17 protein-coding genes and 1 riboswitch are annotated in these 18549 nt (G+C 71.7%); of the genes, 1 reads left to right on the forward strand and 16 read right to left on the reverse strand.

Translation table 11 applies throughout. The features are described from left to right. Positions 1-30: 30 nt before the first annotated feature. Entirely contained in the window at positions 31-963 is a 933-nt protein-coding gene (locus ACF1G2_RS03875; protein ID WP_391796690.1) for a peptidoglycan DD-metalloendopeptidase family protein, read from the reverse strand. Positions 964-967: 4 nt separating this feature from the next. Further along, positions 968-1154, reverse strand: a riboswitch (cyclic di-AMP (ydaO/yuaA leader). A 361-nt stretch (positions 1155-1515) separates the two neighbouring features. On the opposite strand from ACF1G2_RS03875, the gene ACF1G2_RS03880 reads away from it, so the two are divergent. Next, positions 1516-2328 (forward strand): tyrosine-protein phosphatase, encoded by an 813-nt coding sequence (locus tag ACF1G2_RS03880; protein ID WP_391796691.1) that lies wholly within the window; start codon positions 1516-1518, stop codon positions 2326-2328. A gap of 21 nt (positions 2329-2349) precedes the next feature. On the opposite strand, the gene ACF1G2_RS03885 is transcribed toward ACF1G2_RS03880, so the two are convergent. The 15 genes from ACF1G2_RS03885 to ACF1G2_RS03955 all read right to left on the reverse strand — a co-directional run bounded on the left by ACF1G2_RS03885 (position 2350) and on the right by ACF1G2_RS03955 (position 18549). Beyond that, the gene (locus tag ACF1G2_RS03885; protein ID WP_391796692.1) at positions 2350-2505 is read right to left on the reverse strand and encodes a DUF6126 family protein; all 156 of its coding nucleotides are present in this window, start codon (positions 2503-2505) and stop codon (positions 2350-2352) included. A 19-nt stretch (positions 2506-2524) separates the two neighbouring features. Next, positions 2525-3172: a helix-turn-helix domain-containing protein gene (locus ACF1G2_RS03890; RefSeq protein ID WP_391796693.1), complete on the reverse strand. Its 648-nt coding sequence runs from the start codon at positions 3170-3172 to the stop codon at positions 2525-2527. 76 nt (positions 3173-3248) lie between these two features. Continuing rightward, entirely contained in the window at positions 3249-4634 is a 1386-nt protein-coding gene (locus ACF1G2_RS03895; protein ID WP_391796694.1) for an aspartate aminotransferase family protein, read from the reverse strand. Continuing rightward, on the reverse strand, positions 4631-6514 hold the full coding sequence (gene dxs, locus ACF1G2_RS03900) for a 1-deoxy-D-xylulose-5-phosphate synthase (protein WP_391796695.1): 1884 nt from the start codon (positions 6512-6514) through the stop codon (positions 4631-4633). The genes ACF1G2_RS03895 and dxs overlap by 4 nt, the downstream gene beginning before the upstream one ends. A gap of 78 nt (positions 6515-6592) precedes the next feature. Continuing rightward, positions 6593-7615, reverse strand: coding sequence for an adenosyl-hopene transferase HpnH (hpnH, locus tag ACF1G2_RS03905; RefSeq protein ID WP_391796696.1), 1023 nt, complete (start codon positions 7613-7615; stop codon positions 6593-6595). 7 nt (positions 7616-7622) lie between these two features. Beyond that, positions 7623-8282 carry a 1-hydroxy-2-methyl-2-butenyl 4-diphosphate reductase gene (locus ACF1G2_RS03910; protein WP_391797030.1) on the reverse strand — a complete coding sequence of 220 codons (660 nt, stop codon included), beginning with the start codon at positions 8280-8282 and terminating at the stop codon, positions 7623-7625. Beyond that, on the reverse strand, positions 8282-10264 hold the full coding sequence (gene shc, locus ACF1G2_RS03915; protein WP_391796697.1) for a squalene--hopene cyclase: 1983 nt from the start codon (positions 10262-10264) through the stop codon (positions 8282-8284). The genes ACF1G2_RS03910 and shc overlap by 1 nt, the downstream gene beginning before the upstream one ends. Before the next feature lie 107 nt (positions 10265-10371). Beyond that, complete coding sequence (locus ACF1G2_RS03920; protein ID WP_391796698.1) at positions 10372-11472, reverse strand: polyprenyl synthetase family protein; 1101 nt, start codon at positions 11470-11472, stop codon at positions 10372-10374. Beyond that, the gene (gene hpnE, locus ACF1G2_RS03925; RefSeq protein ID WP_391796699.1) at positions 11469-12878 is read right to left on the reverse strand and encodes a hydroxysqualene dehydroxylase HpnE; all 1410 of its coding nucleotides are present in this window, start codon (positions 12876-12878) and stop codon (positions 11469-11471) included. The genes ACF1G2_RS03920 and hpnE overlap by 4 nt, the downstream gene beginning before the upstream one ends. 82 nt (positions 12879-12960) lie before the next feature. After that, positions 12961-13911, reverse strand: coding sequence for a presqualene diphosphate synthase HpnD (hpnD, locus tag ACF1G2_RS03930; RefSeq protein ID WP_391796700.1), 951 nt, complete (start codon positions 13909-13911; stop codon positions 12961-12963). Then, complete coding sequence (gene hpnC, locus ACF1G2_RS03935) at positions 13908-14825, reverse strand: squalene synthase HpnC (RefSeq protein WP_391796701.1); 918 nt, start codon at positions 14823-14825, stop codon at positions 13908-13910. The genes hpnD and hpnC overlap by 4 nt, the downstream gene beginning before the upstream one ends. Positions 14826-15122: 297 nt before the next feature. Next, positions 15123-15794: a TetR/AcrR family transcriptional regulator gene (locus tag ACF1G2_RS03940; RefSeq protein ID WP_391796702.1), complete on the reverse strand. Its 672-nt coding sequence runs from the start codon at positions 15792-15794 to the stop codon at positions 15123-15125. A 120-nt stretch (positions 15795-15914) separates the two neighbouring features. Beyond that, positions 15915-16700 carry an ABC transporter ATP-binding protein gene (locus ACF1G2_RS03945; RefSeq protein WP_391796703.1) on the reverse strand — a complete coding sequence of 262 codons (786 nt, stop codon included), beginning with the start codon at positions 16698-16700 and terminating at the stop codon, positions 15915-15917. Beyond that, on the reverse strand, positions 16693-17622 hold the full coding sequence (locus tag ACF1G2_RS03950; RefSeq protein ID WP_391796704.1) for an ABC transporter permease: 930 nt from the start codon (positions 17620-17622) through the stop codon (positions 16693-16695). The genes ACF1G2_RS03945 and ACF1G2_RS03950 overlap by 8 nt, the downstream gene beginning before the upstream one ends. 48 nt (positions 17623-17670) lie before the next feature. Further along, positions 17671-18549: a glycosyltransferase family 2 protein gene (locus ACF1G2_RS03955; RefSeq protein WP_391797031.1), complete on the reverse strand. Its 879-nt coding sequence runs from the start codon at positions 18547-18549 to the stop codon at positions 17671-17673.

Raw genomic sequence — 18549 nt, forward strand, 5'->3', positions numbered from 1 at the left:
TGCCGGGCCGCCGCGGGTGCTGCCGGTGTGTCAGATGCTGACGCCGTGCGAGCGCAGGTAGGCCAGCGGGTCGATGTCCGAGCCGTAGCTCGGGCCGGTACGGATCTCGAAGTGCAGGTGCGGACCGGTGGAGTTGCCGGTCGAGCCGGAGAGACCGATCTCCTGGCCGCCGGTGACGGTCTGGCCGGCGGAGACGTTCAGGGAGGACAGGTGGGCATACTGCGAGAACGTGCCGTCGGCGTGCTGGATGACGACCTCGTTGCCGTACGAGCCGCTGTTGCCCGCGGAGTAGACGGTGCCCGCGCCGACGGCCTTGACCGAGGTGCCGGACGAGGCGATGAAGTCGACACCGGTGTGGTAGCCGGAGGACCACATGGCGCCGGAGGCGCGGTACGGGGTGGAGATGCCGCCGCCGACGGGGGCGACCCAGCCGGAGGACGAGGCCTGCGCGGGGGCGGACGCCGGGGCGGCGGTGCCGGCCGGGTCACGCTCGGCGGAGCGGGAGGCGCGCGTGTCGGAGGAGGACTTCTCCGCCTTCGGAGCGGCCTTGGGGGCCGCCTTCGGAGCGGCCTTGGCGGTGGACTTGGCACCGAGGGTGAGCTTCATGCCGGGAAGGATCAGCGACGGGTCCTCGCCGACGACCTGGCGGTTGTCCGCGTAGAGCTTCTTCCAGCCGCCCGCGAGGTGGTGCTCGGCGGCGATCTTCGACAGGTAGTCGCCACGGACGACGGAGTACGTCTTCGGCTTGGCGGTCTTCCCGGCGGCCGGGGCCTTGGCGGGGGTCGCGGCGACGGAGGCGACGGCCTGGTGGGACGTCACGGACGGGGCGGCCTTGTCGGCGGCGTGGGCTCCGGTCGCACCGAGCAGGGGCAGGGCGACGACGGCGCCACCCGTACCGGCGGCGACGAATCCACGCGTGAGCGGGTTGGCCTTGGGACGGCGGTGCTTACCCTTTGCGGGCATGGCGAATTCCTCTCCGTCGCCTGCGAGGTGAGCTGTCGGGTTCGAACTGGAGATGTCCGGCCGCGTTTCACGCGGCTTCACCCCGAGCCGTCCGGAACGACCGGAACGGCGTACTACCTGGGTCCCCCGCTCCTGCCGTACGTGGGTGGGTGCGGATTCCGGGCGGTGGCAGGATTCGGCGGGTCCGACCGGATTGAGCGTGACGCTAGACGAGCGGGTCGGGGCGAACAAGCCGCCTCTTTTCGTTCGCAATCACGGGCGGGAATTTCGCGCCGAATTCCGGTCACCCTCCGTGGAGGACGTCACCTCGATCTCCTTTTCCGGTACGGGGATTGCGCAAGACGATCAGGCACGGTCCGTCACCTCTATGACGCTGCTCACGCACCGAATCCCATCTCCCCTGCAACCAGGGCGCGTTATACCTAAGGGCCCAATTCGGACAGAACACCCATTCCCATACCCCGGGGGTAGGCGCAGGCCCGACCGCCCGGGATGATTGGTCCAGGAGTCGATCAGCAGTCGATCCCGATCCGCCGAACTTCAGGAGCACTCGTGACGCAGCAGCTGCCCCAGGCCCCGTCGACCGAACCCGAGCTCACCGGGGTGCGCAACTTCAGGGACGTGGGCGGACTGCCGACCGTGGACGGCGGTTCGGTGCGGTTCGGCCGCCTCTTCCGCAGCGGCCACCTGGCGCACGCCACCGAGGAGGACGCCGCGTTCCTCTCCACCCTCGGGCTGCACACGATCTTCGACTTCCGCAATGCGGCCGACCGCAAGATCGAGGGTCCGGACGTCGAACTGCCCGGCGTGCGGAACGTGAACATACCGCTCAACGACCCGGCCGACGGCAAGGAGTTCTGGAGGCTGGTCAGGAGCGGCGGGCTGGAGCAGCTCCGGGGCATCCTCGGCGACGGTAAGGCGGCGGCGCGAATGTCCGATTCGTACCGGAAGATGATTGTCGAGCGGACCGCGGAGCACAGCGGCATCCTGCACGCCATGGCCGAGGACAGCGTCCCGGCGCTGATGCACTGCGCGGCAGGCAAGGACCGCGCCGGCCTCTCCATCGCCATCTCTCTGCTCGCGGTGGGCGTGGAGCGCGAGGCGATCGAGGCGGACTACGTGAAGTCGAACGACCCGCACCGCCGCTACAAGGTGCAGCGCAGCTCCACCTCCGCGGACGCCATGGCACCCGAAGTGATGGAGCTGCTCAGCCCGCTCTTCGACGCGCGGGTCGCGTACCTGCGGGCCGCGTTCGAGACGATGACGCAGACCTGGGGGACGGTCGAGGGCTACCTCACGGACGGCCTGAAGCTCGCCCCGGAGACGCGGGCGCGGCTGCGCGAGCGTCTCGTCGTCGCGGTGTGACCCGGACCCCCGGCCCGCCCGCTACCGGTTCTGCCCGCCGAGCATGAAGAGCAGATAGAGGAAGCCGGCGAACAGGTGCCCGGCCACCAGATAGGCGAAGAGCCGGAGCACCAGCCCCTTGGGGAACTTGCCGGCCTCGCGCTCCTCGCCGGTGACCGGCGCGGACTTCTCGGACATATCGACCCCTTTCCGGAGTTCAGCGCAGATGCGGGGCTCCGTCGCCGAGGCACAGCTCGGCGGCGGGGCTCTGCATGAGCGTGTGGACGAAGAGCAGCTCGGCCCCGCCGCGGCCGACGGCGCCGATCCGGTGCGGGGTGAGCGAGTCGAAGTGGGCGCTGTCCCCGGGATCCAGGACGTACACGGCGTCACCGAGGGCGAGACGCACCTGCCCGTCGAGGACGTGGAGCCACTCCTCGCCGGGGTGGACGCGCACGATGTCGGCCTTGGTGGCGTACGGGACGTGGACGCGGAGCGCCTGCAGGGCGCGGCCCGGCCCGCCGGCCTGGCGGTAGGTCCAGCCGTCCGCCTCGACGGGCTCGGACCGGTCCGCCCGGACGATCGGATCACGCTCGGGCGGAACCTCGCCCAGGAGCTCGGAGACCGTCGTACCGTAGATACGGGCGAGGGCGAGGAGCATCGGGAGCGAAGGCTGGCGGTGCCCCGTCTCGAGCCGGGAGAGATGGGCCGGGGAGAGCCCGGCCCGCTGGGCGGCGACCTCCAGGGTCAGCCCGCGGCGTCTGCGCAGGGCGCGGAGCTGCGGCGCGACATGCGGCGCGTCCGGCAGGGAGTCGGACGCGTCCGGTGCGGCGGGGTCCGCGGACTGCTCCGCGTGGAGGTGTGCCATGCCTCCATTCCGCCAGGAACTTTCCTCTGAGGCAAGTTTCTTGCCTCAGAGGCAAAACCCCCGGAGGGCCCGACGGTCAGCGTTGCGCGACCGCCTGCTTGACCAGCGTCCTTCCGAAGTCCCACATCAGTCCGCCGGCTCCGTGGGCGTCGTCCATCACGGCCGTGAACGCGGTCACGAAGCGGTCCACGTCCGCCTCGTCGATGATCAGCGGCGGAATGAGCTTGATCACCTCCAGATGGTCCCCCGACACCTGGGTCAGGATCCGGTGGCGCTGGAGCAGCGGCACGACGACCATCTGCGCGAAGAGACCCTTCCGGGCGGCCTGCAGCATCGTCCACCGGCTGCGCAGGCCCAGCGAGGAGGGCCGCCCGAACTCGATCCCGATCATCAGGCCACGCCCTCGGATCTCGTGCAGCAGCTCGTAGCGGGGCACGAGCTCCTTGAGGCGGGTGGAGAGCAGCTCGCCGATCCTGCGTGCGTGCGCCACCGTCCCCTCGTTCTCCATGACCGAGAGCACGGCGAGCCCGGCGGCCATGGCCTGCGCGTTCGATCCGAAACTGGCGGAGTGGACGAGGACGCGGTCCATGGACGAGTAGACCTTCTTGAAGATCCAGTCCTTGCCGAGCGTCGCGCCGACCGGCACGTACCCGCCGGAGAGCGCCTTGGCGACGCAGAGCAGATCAGGTTCGACGCCGTCCTCGTGCTGGTACGCGTAGAAGTCCCCGGTCCTGCCGAGACCGGTCTGCACCTCGTCGGCGATGAGTACGGCCCCGTGCCGGTGGAGCAGCTCCTGCGCGGCGCGCAGGAAGCCGGGCGGGGCCTCGTGCACCCCCTTGCCCTGGATGGGCTCGACGACGAACCCGGCGACGTCGCCCTTGCGCAGTTCGCGCTCCAGGGCGTCCAGGTCGCCGAGCCCGATCGCGGTGTCGGGCAGCAGCGGGGCGAAGCCGTCCCGGAAGCCCTTCTCGCCGTTGACCGAGAGGGAGCCGGTGGTCAGGCCGTGGAAGGCGTGGGAGCAGTAGACGATCCTGGGCTTGCCGGTGGCGTACCGGGCGAACTTCAGGGCGGTCTCCACCGCCTCCGTACCGCTGTTGCCGAAGAAGACGCGGTCGAGGTGCGGGCTGTGGGCGAGCAGCTTCTCGGCGAGCAGCCCGGGCAGCGGCTGGCAGTCGAAACGGGTGAGGTCGGCGAGCGAGGCGTCCAGGACGTCGTGGAGGGCCTTGCGGACGACGGGGTGGTGCCGGCCCAGGCCCATGACGCCGAAGCCGGCCAGCATGTCGAGGTGGTCGCCGCCCTCGGCGTCCCAGAAGTGGGCGCCCTCGGCACGTACGTAGACCTTGTCGAAGCCGATGGTGTGCAGCATGCGCGGGAGCTGGTGGTTGAGGTACCGGGTATGCAGGTCGTAGCGCTCCGCGCCGCGTTCGGCGAGCAGTGCCGCGAGGTCGAACTCCTGGCTCATCGCCCCTTCTTCCGGGTCAGTGCGGCGCTGATCCGTCCGGCGATCTCCACCGGGGTCAGGCCGAGGTCGGCGAGCACCTCGCCCCGCTTGGCGTGGCCGAGGAACTGTTCGGGGATCCCGAAGGTCCGCAGCGGGACGTCGACGCCGGCGTCGCGCAGCGTCTGGCCGACGGCGGCGCCGACGCCGCCGGTGCGGATGCCGTCCTCGACGACGGCGACCAGCCGGTGCCGCTCGGCGAGCGGGGCGAGGGCCTCGTCGACCGGTTTGACCCAGCGCGGGTCGACGACGGTGCACCGGATGCCGCGTCCGGCGAGCAGATCGGCGGCCTGGAGGCAGACCTCGGCCATGACGCCGACGGAGACGAGGAGCACGTCCGCGTCCGGCTCCGGGGGCTCCAGGAGGACGTCCGTCCCGCCGATCCGCCGTACGGCCGGGACCGGCTCCCCCACCGTCTCCTTGGGGAAGCGCAGCAGGGTCGGGGCGTCGTCGACGTCGACGGCCTCGCGCAGCTGGGCGCGCAGCTCCTCGGCGTCGCGCGGAGCGGCGATCCGGAGGCCCGGCACGACCTGGAGGACGGAGAGGTCCCACATGCCGTTGTGCGAGGCGCCGTCGGTGCCGGTGACGCCGGCCCGGTCCAGGACGAAGGTGACCCCGCACCGGTGCAGGGCTACGTCCATGAGCAGCTGGTCGAAGGCGCGGTTGAGGAAGGTCGCGTACACCGCCACGACGGGGTGGAGTCCCCCGGCGGCCAGGCCCGCGGCCGAGACGACGGCGTGCTGCTCGGCGATGCCGACGTCCCAGACCCGGTCGGGGAACCGCTCGGCGAACGTCGTCAGGCCGACGGGGTGGAGCATCGCCGCGGTGATCGCGACGACGTCCGGCCGCTCCTCCCCGATCTCGGCGATGGCCTCGCCGAAGACGGAGGTCCAGGAGGGCCCGGCCGAGGGGGCGAGCGGTGCGCAGGTCAGCGGGTCCATGGCGCCGACGGCGTGGAAGCGGTCCGCCTCGTCCTCCAGGGCGGGCCGGTAGCCGCGGCCCTTCTCGGTGAGGCAGTGCACGAGGACGGGCCCGTTGAAGCGCTGGGCGTGGCGCAGCGCGGACTCGACCGCCGCGATGTCGTGGCCGTCGACGGGACCGACGTACTTGAGCCCCAGGTCCTCGAAGAGTCCCTGCGGAGCGAACGTGTCCTTGAACCCCTTCTTGGCGCCGTGCAGCGACTCGTAGAGCGGCTGCCCGATCACGGGGGTGTGCTGGAGGACGTCCTTGCCCCAGGCGAGGACGCGCTCGTACCCGTCGGTGGTACGCAGGGCGGCCAGGTGCTGGGCGAGGCCGCCGATCGTCGGGGCGTAGGAGCGCTCGTTGTCGTTCACGACGATGATCAGGGGCCGGTCCCGGGCGGCGGCGATGTTGTTGAGCGCCTCCCAGGCCATGCCGCCGGTCAGGGCGCCGTCGCCGATGACCGCGACGACGTGGTCGAGGCGGCCGGACACCTCGTTGGCCTTGGCCAGTCCGTCGGCCCAGCCGAGGACGGTCGAGGCGTGCGAGTTCTCGATGACGTCGTGCTCCGACTCCTCCCGCGAGGGATAGCCGGAGAGTCCGCCCTTGCTGCGCAGCTTGGAGAAGTCCTGGCGGCCGGTGAGCAGTTTGTGGACGTAGCTCTGGTGCCCGGTGTCCCACAGGATGCGGTCGTCGGGCGAGTCGAAGACCCGGTGCAGCGCGACCGTCAGCTCCACCACCCCGAGGTTGGGCCCCAGGTGGCCGCCCGTCCTGGCGACGGCGTGGATCAGGAACTGCCGGATCTCCGCGGCCAGTTCGTCGAGCTCCGCGCCGCTGAGCGGCCGGAGGTCGCGCGGCCCCCGGATGTTCTCCAGAATCGTCATGCTCGGCCCCCTTTCGTCGTTCGGCCGTGCGGGAGGGCCGCGCCCGGTGGTGTCGCGGGCCCTCCCGTACCCGTCACGTCATCCGCGGTTCCCGGAGACGGTCTCGCGGGCCGCCCTCAGGGACTCCTTCAGCGAGCCCATGGTGGCGAGGACGGCGGTCGGCTCGTAGCCGCAGTGGGCCATGCAGTTGGCGCAGCGCGGGTCCTTGCCACGGCCGTACTTGTCCCAGTCCGTCTCCTCGATGAGCTCCCGGTAGGTGGGGACGTAGCCGTCGCTCATCAGGTAGCAGGGGCGCTGCCAGCCGAAGAGCGAGTAGTTCGGGATCGCCCACGCCGTGCAGGGGAAGTCGGCCTTGCCTTCGAGGAAGTCCAGGAAGAGCGGGGAGTGGTTGAGCCGCCACCGGCCCCGGTTGCCGCCGGCGAAGGCCTTCTTGAAGAGCTCGCGGGTCTGCTCGACACCGAGGAAGTGCTCCTGGTCCGGCGCCTTCTCGTAGGCGTAGGCGGGCGAGATCATCATCTCGTCGACCTGGAGGTCGTCGTTGAGGTAGTTGAGGACCTCGATGATGGTCTGCGGGGTGTCGGTGTTGAAGAAGGTCGAGTTGGTGGTGACGCGGAAGCCGCGCCGCTTGGCCTCCTTGATCGCCGCCACCGCCTCGTCGAACACGCCCTCCTTGGCGACGGACTCGTCGTGCCGTTCGCGCAGCCCGTCGATGTGCACGGCGAAGGCGAAGTACGGGGAGGGGGTGAAGTCCTCCAGCTTCTTGCGCAACAGCATCGCGTTGGTGCAGAGGAAGACGTACTTCTTCTTCGCCACCAACTGGCGCACGATCTCGTCGATCTGAGGATGCATCAGGGGCTCGCCGCCCGCGATGGAGACCATCGGCGCCCCGGACTCCAGGACGGCGCCGACGGCCTGGGCGACCGGCATCCGCTGCTTGAGCACACCGGCCGGGTGCTGGATCTTTCCGCAGCCCTCGCACTTGAGGTTGCAGGCGAACAACGGCTCCAGCTCGACGATGAGCGGGAACTTGTCCCGCTTGCGGAGCTTCTGTTCGATGAGATAGGTCCCGACCCGGATGGACTGACGGAGCGGCATGGCCATAACTCGCTCACCTCCTGGGGAGCAGCAAAGAACGGTGCCATTCGAAGAATGCGGGAAGGACGGCACGAAGAACACGGAAAGCCGATATTCCACCGCGTACCGTGCCGATCCGGACCAGTTCATGTTCTGGAGCGTCCACGACCACCCGTACGGCCGCAACCGGGCGGGGCCCGGCGGCCAGCGCGGTACGGAGCGTGGCGGCGGACTCCATGTCCACCGCGATCGCCCCGGTGGCGCGCAGCTCGGCCCGCTCGTGGCCGCGCACGACGTGGTCGGAGCCGGCCAGCGGGCCGGTGTGGACGGTCCGCCCGGGGAGCGCCCGGGTCAGGGCCTTCACCAGGAGCTCCGTCCCGGTGCAGGACGTGACGCCGTCCGGTCCGCCGCGGGTCTCGTCGGCGACGATCAGGTCCCCGGGGTGCATCCCGGGGGCGAGACCGGCGCAGAAGCCCGCGGCGACGACGACGGCGTCCCGCCAGGGCTCCCGGCCGAGGACACGGGCGACGGTCCTGCGGGCGTGGGCCGGGCCCATGCCCGTACGGACTACGGTGAACGCGCCGGGAGCCCCGGCGCGCTCGCCGCTGCGCAGGGCGAGCTGCTCGATGCCGAGCGCGCAGGCGATCAGCAGCGGCGCCGAGGAGCCGGCCGGGGGCTCCGGCTCTTCGCCCATCATCCCTCCCTGGCGACGGCGGGTTCGCCGTTCACGTAGCGGCCGAGCGCCGTGAGCGGGAACACCTGCCGGTAGAGGTGGTAGTTGATGGAGAAGTCCCAGGGGAAGCCGGTCCCGGTGAAGTACGGCTCGTCCCAGGAGCCGTCGGGGCGCTGTGTCCCGGCGAGCCAGGTGATGCCCCGCTCCACGGCCCTGGAGTCACGCCGGCCGGCCGCGAGCAGGGCGAGGAGCGCCCAGGCGGTCTGGGAGGCGGTCGAGGCGCCGTGCCCGATCCAGGCCCGGTCCGAGTACGAGCGCATGTCCTCGCCCCAGCCGCCGTCCTCGTTCTGTACGGACTCCAGCCAGGCGACGGCGCGGCGGATCGCGGGGTGGGAGCGGGGCAGCCCGGCCGCGGTGAGCGCCGGGACCACCGAGCCGGTCCCGTAGACGTAGTTGACGCCCCAGCGTCCGAACCAGGCGCCGTTCGGGTCCTGTTCGGCGAGGAGCCACTCGATTCCCCTGCGGGTACGGGGGTGGTGGGCCTGGCCCTCGTGGGCGAGCATCTCCACGACATGGGCGGTGACGTCGGCCGAGGGCGGGTCGACGACCTCGCCGAAGTCGCAGAACGGCAGCCGGTTGGGGAAGGGGCTGGTGTTGTCCGCGTCGAAGGCGGCCCAGGCACCGTTCTTCGACTGCATGCCGAGGGTCCAGCGGGTGCCGCGGGCGACGGCCGACTCGACCCGGCCGGGGTCGGGGTGGCGGACGCGGCGGAGGGCGAGGATGACCTCGGCGGTGTCGTCGATGTCCGGGTAGTTGTCGTTGTGGAACTCGAACGCCCAGCCGCCCGGGGCCAGTCCGGGCCTGCGGACGGTCCAGTCGCCGGGCCGGACGATCTCCTCGCCGAGCATCCAGTCGGCCGCGCGGACGAGGGCCGGGTGGTCGGCGGCTAGGCCCGCGTCGGCGAGGGCGATGGTGGCCAGACAGGTGTCCCAGACGGGCGACTGACAGGCCTCGATCATGCGCGAGCCGTCCTCGCGCCAGACGGCGAACCGGTCGAGGGACTCCAGCCCGGCCCGCATGACCGGGTGGTTCAGGTCGTAGCCGAGGAGGTGCAGGGCGATGACCGAGTAGACGGCGGGGGGCTGGATCCCGCCCCAGCAGCCGTCGTTCTCCTGGCGCTCGACGATCCAGCGGGCGGCCACGTTCATGGCGGCTTTGCGCAGCCTGCGCGGGGCGACCTTGTGGTAGAGGTGCAGCGCCTTGTCGAGCCGCTGGAAGGCGCCGTCCCAACTCGCCACCGAAGCTGAGGGCTTCACCGGGTTCGGGCGGGCGGGGTCGGTGTGCAGCTCGTCCAGCGGGAAGGGCGCGGGGCGCACCGGCCGCTTGGCGGAGACCACGGTGAGCGGCACGATGGTCTGCCGTGCCCAGCAGCCGAAGTCGTAGATGTTGAGCGGGAACCACTTCGGCAGGAAGATCAGCTCGGGCGGCAGCTCGGGCAGGTCGTCCCACTTCCACCAGCCGAAGAGGGCGAGCCAGATCCGGGTGAAGACCCGGGCAGAGGCGATCCCGCCGCGCTCGCGGACCCAGGCGGCGGCGCGGGCCATGTGGGCGGCCTCGGGGAGGTCCCCGGCGAGGCGCAGCGCCACGTAGGCCTCGATGGTGGCGGAGAGCTCGCCGGGTCCGCCGTAGAAGGTGGCCCAGGCGCCGTCCTCACGCTGCTCGCCGCGGATGAACAGGGCGGCGGCCCGGGTGGTCTCCGCGTCGAGGATGCCGAGGAACTGGCGCAGCAGGAGGTCCTCGGCGTCCATGGTGACGTTGGTCTCCAGGTCGCCCTTCCACCAGCCTTCGGCGTCCTGAAGGCCGAGCAGATGGTCGACGGAGCGTTCCGCGGCCCGTTTCGCGGCCTCGTCGAGGCCGGTCGCCGGCGCGGTGGCGGTGGTGTCGCTGGCCGCGGCTGCCCGGGGGCCCACGGCCCCGGCGCTTCCGTCGGTCGTCGCTGTCATGGCTTCCCCTTCGTGCAGTCGAATGCTTCTGCTTCTTCGGGTCTGCCGTCGGCCGATGCCCGGTGGCACCGGCCGGCGACTGCGCACTCATATCAGGGTGATGGTGATCATCTCTTCCGTACGACGACGAAGTCGGCGAGCGCGATGAGCTGGGCCCGGACGCGCTCGGGCATGTCCACCTCGTGCAGGGCGCGGATGGCGACGGTGTGCTGACGGCGGGCCTCCTCGGAGGTCCACTCGCGGCCGCCGGCCTCCTCGATGAGGGCCGCGCGGGTGGCGAACTCCTCCTCGGAGAAGGAGTCGAAGTCGCTGCTCTTGGCGTCGGCGGCGAGGAGCTCGCCGAGCCGCTCGGAGGCCGGGCCGCCGGCCGCGAGGGCGGCGACGACGGGCAGGGACTTCTTGCGCTGACGCAGGTCGCTCCAGGTCTGCTTTCCGGTGGACTCCGGGTCGCCCCAGATGCCGAGGAGGTCGTCGACGGCCTGGAAGGCGAGGCCGAGGTGGTAGCCGTACTCCTCCAGCTTGTCGGCCGTGCGGTCGTCGGCCCCGCCGAGGACGGCGCCGATGGAGACGGCGCAGGCGAGCAGGGCGCCGGTCTTGTTGCCCTCCATCTCCAGGCACTCCTCGACGGTGACCCGCTCGCGGTGCTCGTAGGAGATGTCCTGGGCCTGCCCGTCGATGAGCTTGCGGGTGGCGGTGGTCAGCCGGCGGGTGGCGCGGCCGGCCTCGACGGTGCCGAGTTCGAGCAGCAGCTCGTTGGCGAGCGCGAAGAGCGCGTCGCCGACGAGGATCGCCTGCGCGGGGCCGTGCACCTTCCAGACGGTGTCGCGGTGGCGCCGCTGCTCGTCGCCGTCCATCAGGTCGTCGTGCAGCAGCGAGAAGTTGTGGACGAGCTCCACGGCGACGGCACCGGGGACACCGACCTCGGGGGCGACGCCCGCGGCCTCGGCGGAGAGCAGCGCGAGAGCGGGCCTGACGGCCTTGCCGCTGTCCCCCTCGGTGGGGTTGCCGTGGGCGTCGATCCAGCCGAAGTGGTAGGCGGCCACGGTGTCCATGGGCGGGGCGAGCCGGTCGACGGCCGCCCGCAGGACGGGGGTGGACAGGGTCCGCCCGCGATCCAGCAGAGCGGTGACGTCCGCGGTGTCGACGGCCGGGTTCACCGGGGGCACAGTCGGCACGGTCTCTCCTCTTGTTCCAGTACTCACACTCATGCCGCCTCCTGCAGCGGATGTTCATGGCGGCGGCCGAGGGCGGAGAGCGCGGCGCCCGCGGCGCTGAAACCACTGCGGACGGCACCCTCCATGGTCGCGGGCCAGCCGGTGGCGGTCCAAGCGCCGGCCAGGTACAGGCCGGGGGCGTGGGTGCGGGCGGCGGGGCGGAGCCGCCCGACGCCCGGGGTGGGGGCGAACGTCGCTGTCCGCTCCCGGGTGACGAAGAAGTCCCGGATCCCGGCGCCGCGTGCGGCGGGCAGCAGGCGCTCCAGCTCCGGGAGGTAGCGCTCGCGCAGTACGGAGACGGGCGTGTCGATCTCCTCCTGGGCGGCGGACTGGGAGACGGCCAGGTACTGTCCTGCGCCCTTGAGACCGGAGGAGTCGGTACGGTCGAAGACCCACTGCACCGGTGAGCCGAGCGCGGTGAAGAAGGGCTGCCTCAGCACCTTGCGGTCGTAGACGACGTGCACGTTGAGGATCGGCGCGGTGCCGATGTCCAGGAGCCGGTCGGGATCGTCGAGGGCGCCCTCGGGGATCAGCTCGCGGGTCTCGCGCTGCGGTACGGCGAGCACGACGGCGTCGGCCGCGATGGTCTCGCCCGGCACCTCGACGCTCCACCGGCCGTCTTCGCCACGGGCGATCCGCTCGGCCTTGGTACGCAGTTCGGTCCGTACGCCGAGGGAGTCGAGGGCCTTGCGGGCGAGGGTGTCGTGGAGCTCGCCGAGGGGGACGCGGGCCCAGCCGATGTCGGCGGCGCCCGGTTCGGAGAGCAGGCCGGTCTTGAAGACCATGGCGGCCAGGCCCATGGAGGCGTGCGGGGCGGTGGCGTTGAGGGTGGCGACGCCGACGAGGTCCCAGAGAGCCTCGACGGCGCGCGGGGACTGACCGTGGCGGCCGAGCCAGGTGGCGAAGTCGATGCCGTCGAGGGCGGGGTCGGCGGGGTCGAGCCCCTTCAGGGCGAGCGCGGCCCGGCCGACGCTCGCGCGCTCGGCGAGGGAGAGGTGGGGGTAGGTCGCCAGGCTCGCGGCGAGGTGCAGCGGTACGGGCAGGCCGGTGCGCCGCAGCCGTCCGAGGCGGGGGCCCCGGGGGTGGGCGACGTCGAGCACGGGCACGTCGAGCCGGTCCTGGACGGGCGCCAGGTGGGCACCTTCGACGCGGTCGAGGAACCACCGGTAGGCGGTGCAGCAGCGCAGGTAGACGTGCTGCCCGTTGTCGACGGTGAGCTCGCCGCGGCGGAAGGAGAACGCGAGTCCGCCGAGCCTCGGCCGGCCTTCGAGGAGCGTGACGCGCACTCCGGCGTCGGCCAGTTGGAGCGCTGCGGTGATCCCGGCGAGTCCGCCGCCGATCACGACGGCGGTCGCGCCGGCCCCGGCCGCGCGGTGCGGTGTGGTGCCGTCGGTGGTCACGAGGCCTCCCCTCGGAGGGTCGCAGTCAGGGACGCCGCCCGGCGGCGGAGGGTTGCCCGGTGCCCGGGATCGTACGCGCGCATCAGGCACGCCTCCTGACAACCCGTCGGGAGACGTTCCGGGTGTCGAGTCCGGAGAGGCCGCGCACCGCGACGTACGCCTTCTCGCGCCCCGGGAGCGAGACCCGGCCGCGCAGTACCGCCTCCGGGTCGCGCTCGATCCGGTCGAGGAGGCGGCGGTAGATCCCTGCCATCGCGGCGACGCAGGCGCCGCTGCGCCGGTCGAGCATGGGCAGGAGCCGGTATCCCTCGGCGAACAGGGCGCGGGCGCGGCGGACTTCGAAGTGGACGAGGCCGGTGAAGTCGGAGCCGGCGGGCGGGTTCGCACTCCCGAAGCCCTCGCCGCAGCCGAACTTGGCGAGGTCGTCGGCGGGCAGGTAGGTGCGCCCGTTGCCGGCGTCCTCGCGTACGTCCCGGAGGATGTTGGTGAGCTGGAGGGCAAGCCCGAGGGTGTCGGCGTACTCGGGGGCGCGTTCGACGCCCTGCGCGCCCGGCTGGGTGCCGAACACTCCGAGCGAGAGCCGCCCGATCGCGCCGGCGACGCACCGGCAGTAGACCTTGAGGTCGTCCCAGGTCTCGTACGACTCGCCGCGGACGTCCATCAGGACGCCGTCGATCAGCTCGTCGAGCCCGTCGAGCGGGATCGGGAAGCGCCGGGAGGCGTCGGCCAGGGCGACGGCGACGGGGTCGGTGTCGTCCTCGTCGACCCCGCCCCGGCGGATCCGGTCCAGGAGCGCGCGGGTCCCTTCGAGCCGGTCCCGCTTGGCCTCGGGGGCGAGCGTGCCGTCGCCGATGTCGTCGACGCGCCGCGAGAACGCGTACAACGCGGACATGGCCTGTCGCTTCTCGGTCGGCAGAAGCCGGATCCCGTAGGCGAAGTTGCGGGCCTGCTGTCCGGTGACGGCCTCGCAGTAGCTGTACGCGGCCTGTACCGGCGCGGACGTCTCCGTCTGTCCCTCCACGGTCCGGCTCACCCCTCTCTCCGCGCTCTGAGCAAAATCGATCCCGCTTCCCGCATCACACTCCGCTTGGCGGGCCTGGGCGGCCCGGCCAGGACGTCGAACCCGCCCCCGGCGGCGGCGACGGCGTCGAGCGCCGCGATTCCGCCGGCCGTGAAGCCGGCGAGCAGCAGCCGCAGCCTGCCGTGCACGCTCCCCACCAGGGGAACTCCGTCGTCGAGCAGGGCTCGGGCGCGCGCCGCCTCGAAGGCGATCAGGGCGCGTACGGAGGCGTTGGCGGTCGGGCGGGCGAGATCGTCCTCGGTGACGTGGAAGCGCTTCATGTCCTCGGCGGGCAGATAGATCCGGTCCCGGCCGAGGTCCTCGGCGACGTCCTGGAGGTGCTCGACGACCTGCAGGGCGGTGCAGACGGCGTCGGAGCGGCGGATGCGCTCGGGGGTGGCCGTTCCGGTGATCCCGAGGACGAGCCGGCCGACGGGGTTGGCGGAGAGTTCGCAGTACGCCACGAGGTCGTCGTACGTCTCGTAGCGGCGTACGAGCTGGTCCTGGCGGTTGGCCTCGACCAGGCCGAGGAAGGGCTCGGGGGTGAGGGCGCGGCGCCGCACGGTCGGCTGGAGGGCGCGGAGCAGCGGGTGGTGCGGGGTGCCGTCGAAGACCCGCAGGAGGTCGGCCTCGAAGGCGTCGAGCAGGGCGAGGCGGTCCTCGGCCCGTTCGGGGGCGACGCCGAGATGGCGGGCGTCGGCTCCGCCGGGGGCGAGGTCGCCGTCGCCGATGTCGTCGACGAGCCGCGCGTAGCCGTAGACGGCCATGAGGTCGTCGCGCCACGCGCGCGGGAGGAAGAAGGGCGCCACGGGGAAGTTCTCGTCCGCGGCCTTGTCGAGCGTGGCGCGAGAGGAGGCGTCGGCGCGTGCCTGTCGGGTCGGCGTCACTGGCCGCTGCCCGACGCGGGGACGGCGACACCCTCGTGGAGCTGGAGATTTCGCGTCATGGCCGTCATATCTCCTGTTCTACACTGCCGATCCAATCCATCCTATTTCGGACACGCCACCGGGCCACGCCGGGGCTCGCCGCCCGAGGGGCGGGGGCGCCCAGGAGTTATCGCCCCACTTGCCACGAATCAGCACCGGTACAGCTTACGTTGTACAGCGCCGAGTGCCTCGTCGGGGTGGTGGACGCTCCGGGAAGACCCCACAGGTCGCGTCAACCCTGTGACAGCAGGCGGCAGTTCAGATTTCCGACGACCGCCGGTCGGCACGGGCGCCGGAGACCACCAGGGCGAGGGTGGACTCGACGACCGCGGCACGGCGCTGTTCCGGGAGGCGGCCGAGCGGGCCGTCGAGCAGCAGGAGTGACAGTCCGTGGACGGCCGACCACGCCGCGGGCGCGGCGGCCGGACGGGCACGGCGCGGGCCGCTGCCCGCCCCCGCCAGGGCGTTCAGGGCGTCCGTGAGCAGGGCGAACGCGCGGATCTCGGGTTCGGGTTCGACCGGACGGCCGGGGGGCGCCCAGGCCTCGCCACAGGCCGGGGGCGGGGTGCAGAAGGCCGCCCGGTAGAGGCCGGGCTGGTCCACGGCGAAGCCGACGTAGCCGCGGCCGAGGGCGGCGAGGCGGAGTTCGGCGGCGACGGTGGGGTCGTCGGCGCCCGGGACCCGGGCGGCGGCGCGCTCCATGGAATCGGCGAGCGCCCGCTGGGCGTGGACCTTGACGGCTCCCAGCAGCTCGCCCCGGCCGTCGAAGTGCCGGTAGGCGGCGGTGGGCGAGACGCCGACCCTGCGGGCGGCCTCGCGCAGCACGACCCGTTCGGGACCGCCCTCGGTGGCGAGGTCGACGGCGGCACAGATCAGCGCGTTGCGCAGATCGCCGTGGTGATAGGACTTTCCCCCCGAGATCGCTGCCATGCGCTCATCCTGCCCGATGTTGACCGCATGAACATTCCAGGTGGGGGCCGGGCGCGGCCCGGGGAACGCGAAGGCCCCCGCCGGGGGTCGGCGGGGGCCTGGCGTACGCGGTTCGGCGTGTTACCTCGCGGTCTCGCGCTCGTACGCCCGCAGGACTTCCTCGGTGGGACCGTCCATGAGGAGCTCGCCCTTCTCCAGCCACAGGACGCGGTCGCAGGTGTCCCTGATCGACTTGTTGCTGTGGCTGACCAGGAAGACCGTGCCGGCCTCCTTGCGGAGCTCCCGGATGCGCTGCTCGGAGCGGATCTGGAACTTGCGGTCACCGGTCGCGAGCGCCTCGTCGATCATGAGGACGTCGTGGTTCTTGGCGGCCGCGATGGCGAACCGGAGCCGGGCGCCCATGCCGGAGGAGTACGTCCGCATGGGAAGGCTGATGAAGTCGCCCTTCTCGTTGATGCCCGAGAAGTCGACGATGCTCTGGTAGCGCTCGCGGATCTCTTCCCTGCTCATTCCCATGGCAAGGCCGCCGAGTATCACGTTGCGCTCGCCGGTCAGGTCGTTCATCAGCGCCGCGTTGACGCCGAGGAGCGAGGGCTGGCCGTCGGTGTAGACCTTGCCGCTCTCGGTGGGGAGCAGGCCGGCGATGGCGCGCAGCAGGGTCGACTTGCCGGATCCGTTGCTGCCGATGAGGCCGATGGCCTCGCCGCGGTACGCGGTGAAGGTGACGCCTCGCACGGCGTGCACCTTGCGCACGCCCCGGGTGACCTCGGCCTTGCCGCGGCCGAGCATGCGGCTGAGGGCCGCGGTGGCGCTGCCCTTGCCGCCGCCACCGGTGTTGACCCGGTAGACGATGTGGACGTCGTCGGCGATGACGGTGGGAACGAGTCCCTGGGTGGAGTCAGCCACGGCCGTACCTCTCCTCGGCCTTCCAGAAGTAGACGAAGCCGCCGATGCCGATCGCCAGGGCCCAGCCCAGGGCGGTCGCCCAGACGTGCGAGGGCAGGTTCTCGGCGCCGTAACCGTCGATCAGCGCGAAGCGGACCAGGTCCATGTAGACGGCGGCCGGGTTGTACATGAGCACGTCGGCGATCCAGGCCGGCTTGTCCGCGAGCATCACCGGGATCGAGAACATCACGCCGGACGCGTACATCCACGTGCGCATGACGAACGGCATGAGCTGGGCGAGGTCGGGGGTCTTGGAGCCCATCCTGGCCATGATCATGGCCAGACCGACGTTGAACACGAACTGCAGGAACAGCGCGGGGATCAGCAGCAGCCAGCTCATCGAGGGGTAGCTGCCGAAGGCGATCGCGACCGCGGCCAGCACGATCATGGAGAAGAGCAGCTGCTGGAGCTGCTGCAGCGCGAACGAGATGGGCAGCGAGGCGCGCGGGAAGTGCAGGGCCCGTACGAGGCCGAGGTTGCCCGCGATCGCCCGCACGCCCGCCATGACCGAGCTCTGGGTGAAGGTGAACACGAAGATGCCGGTCACCAGGAAGGGGATGTAGACCTTGGTCTCCATGCCCCGGCCCGCGTCCAGGATCAGGCCGAAGATCAGGAAGTAGACCAGCGCGTTGAGCAGGGGGGTCGCCACCTGCCAGATCTGGCCGAGCTTCGCCTGGCTGTACTGCGCCGTCAGCTTCGCCGAGGAGAAGGCGAGGATGAAGTGGCGCCGCCCCCAGAGCTGGCGGATGTACTCGAAGAACCCGGGCCGGGCGCCGCTGACCGACAGACCGTACTTCGCGGCCAGCTCGGCCGGGGGCAGGCCGTCGTCGGCGGATGGCGGGGCGCTGGTCGCGACCCCGCCGTCGTGGGTTGTGTCACTCACAGGTCGGAACTTTCGTATTCAGATGCGCGGCAGGTCGGGCACCACGTGTCAGACGACGGGCGGGCGTCCCAGTCGGGTCAGCCGCCACACCGTACGCCATTTCATGGGCCGGCGCGGTCCGCAGGGGGTGGCCCAGCCCTCCCGGAAACCGCCGAGCCACGCCTTGAGCGCGGGGCCCGAGGGACGTCGCGCGAGGGTCAGCAGCAGCCAGACACCGAGGTAGACCGGAACGAGCAGAGCGGGGAGGTTACGCCGGGCCAGCCATACCCGGTTGCGGGCCACGTTGTAGTGGTACGTCGCGTGCCGGGACGGTGGCGTGGTGGGGTGGAGCAGCACCATGTCGGAACGGTAGTCGATCATCCAGTTGGCGTCGAGGGCCCGCCAGGCGAGATCGGTCTCCTCGTGCGCGTAGAAGAACTCGTCGGGCAGTCCGCCGACTTCGGTGAGGACCTGGCTGCGCACGGCGTTCGCGCCGCCGAGGAAGGTGGTCACGCGCGAGGACCGCATCGGGTCGGAGGCGCGCAGCCTCGGGACGTGCCGACGCTGGGTGAGACCGGTCTCGGGGTCCGCGATCCGGAAGCTGATGATGCCCAGCCTCGGATCGGCGGCGAAGGCCTCGCGGATCAGCTCGGCGGTGTCGTCGCGTTCGAGCAGACCGTCGTCGTCGAGGAAGAGCAGGGCGTCGACGGGCCCGCACGGGCCGCCGGGGCCGAACGCCTCGATGCCGACGTTGCGGCCCCCGGGGATGCCGAGGTTCTCGGGCAGGTCGATGGTGTGAACGCCCTCGGGCACCCCTGTGACGGGGGCGCCGTTGCCGACGACGACGACCTCGACCGGCTCGCCCTCCTGCTTGGCCACCGACTCCAGCAGCGCGCGCAGGTCGTCGGGCCGGTTGCCCATCGTGATGATGACGGCACCCAGCTTCAT

This window comes from Streptomyces sp. NPDC013457, assembly GCF_043089925.1.
In the GTDB taxonomy this organism is placed as follows: domain Bacteria; phylum Actinomycetota; class Actinomycetes; order Streptomycetales; family Streptomycetaceae; genus Streptomyces.

Coding starts and splice junctions, on each gene's coding strand:
- shc (WP_391796697.1), bottom strand. CDS start 10,264: ATGACAGCGACGACCGACGGAAGCGCCGGGGCCGTGGGCCCCCGGGCA.
- ACF1G2_RS03920 (WP_391796698.1), bottom strand. CDS start 11,472: ATGAGTGTGAGTACTGGAACAAGAGGAGAGACCGTGCCGACTGTGCCC.
- ACF1G2_RS03940 (WP_391796702.1), bottom strand. CDS start 15,794: ATGGCAGCGATCTCGGGGGGAAAGTCCTATCACCACGGCGATCTGCGC.
- ACF1G2_RS03885 (WP_391796692.1), bottom strand. CDS start 2,505: ATGTCCGAGAAGTCCGCGCCGGTCACCGGCGAGGAGCGCGAGGCCGGC.
- ACF1G2_RS03895 (WP_391796694.1), bottom strand. CDS start 4,634: ATGAGCCAGGAGTTCGACCTCGCGGCACTGCTCGCCGAACGCGGCGCG.
- ACF1G2_RS03890 (WP_391796693.1), bottom strand. CDS start 3,172: ATGGCACACCTCCACGCGGAGCAGTCCGCGGACCCCGCCGCACCGGAC.
- ACF1G2_RS03955 (WP_391797031.1), bottom strand. CDS start 18,549: ATGAAGCTGGGTGCCGTCATCATCACGATGGGCAACCGGCCCGACGAC.
- ACF1G2_RS03910 (WP_391797030.1), bottom strand. CDS start 8,282: ATGGGCGAAGAGCCGGAGCCCCCGGCCGGCTCCTCGGCGCCGCTGCTG.
- hpnH (WP_391796696.1), bottom strand. CDS start 7,615: ATGGCCATGCCGCTCCGTCAGTCCATCCGGGTCGGGACCTATCTCATC.
- ACF1G2_RS03875 (WP_391796690.1), bottom strand. CDS start 963: ATGCCCGCAAAGGGTAAGCACCGCCGTCCCAAGGCCAACCCGCTCACG.
- dxs (WP_391796695.1), bottom strand. CDS start 6,514: ATGACGATTCTGGAGAACATCCGGGGGCCGCGCGACCTCCGGCCGCTC.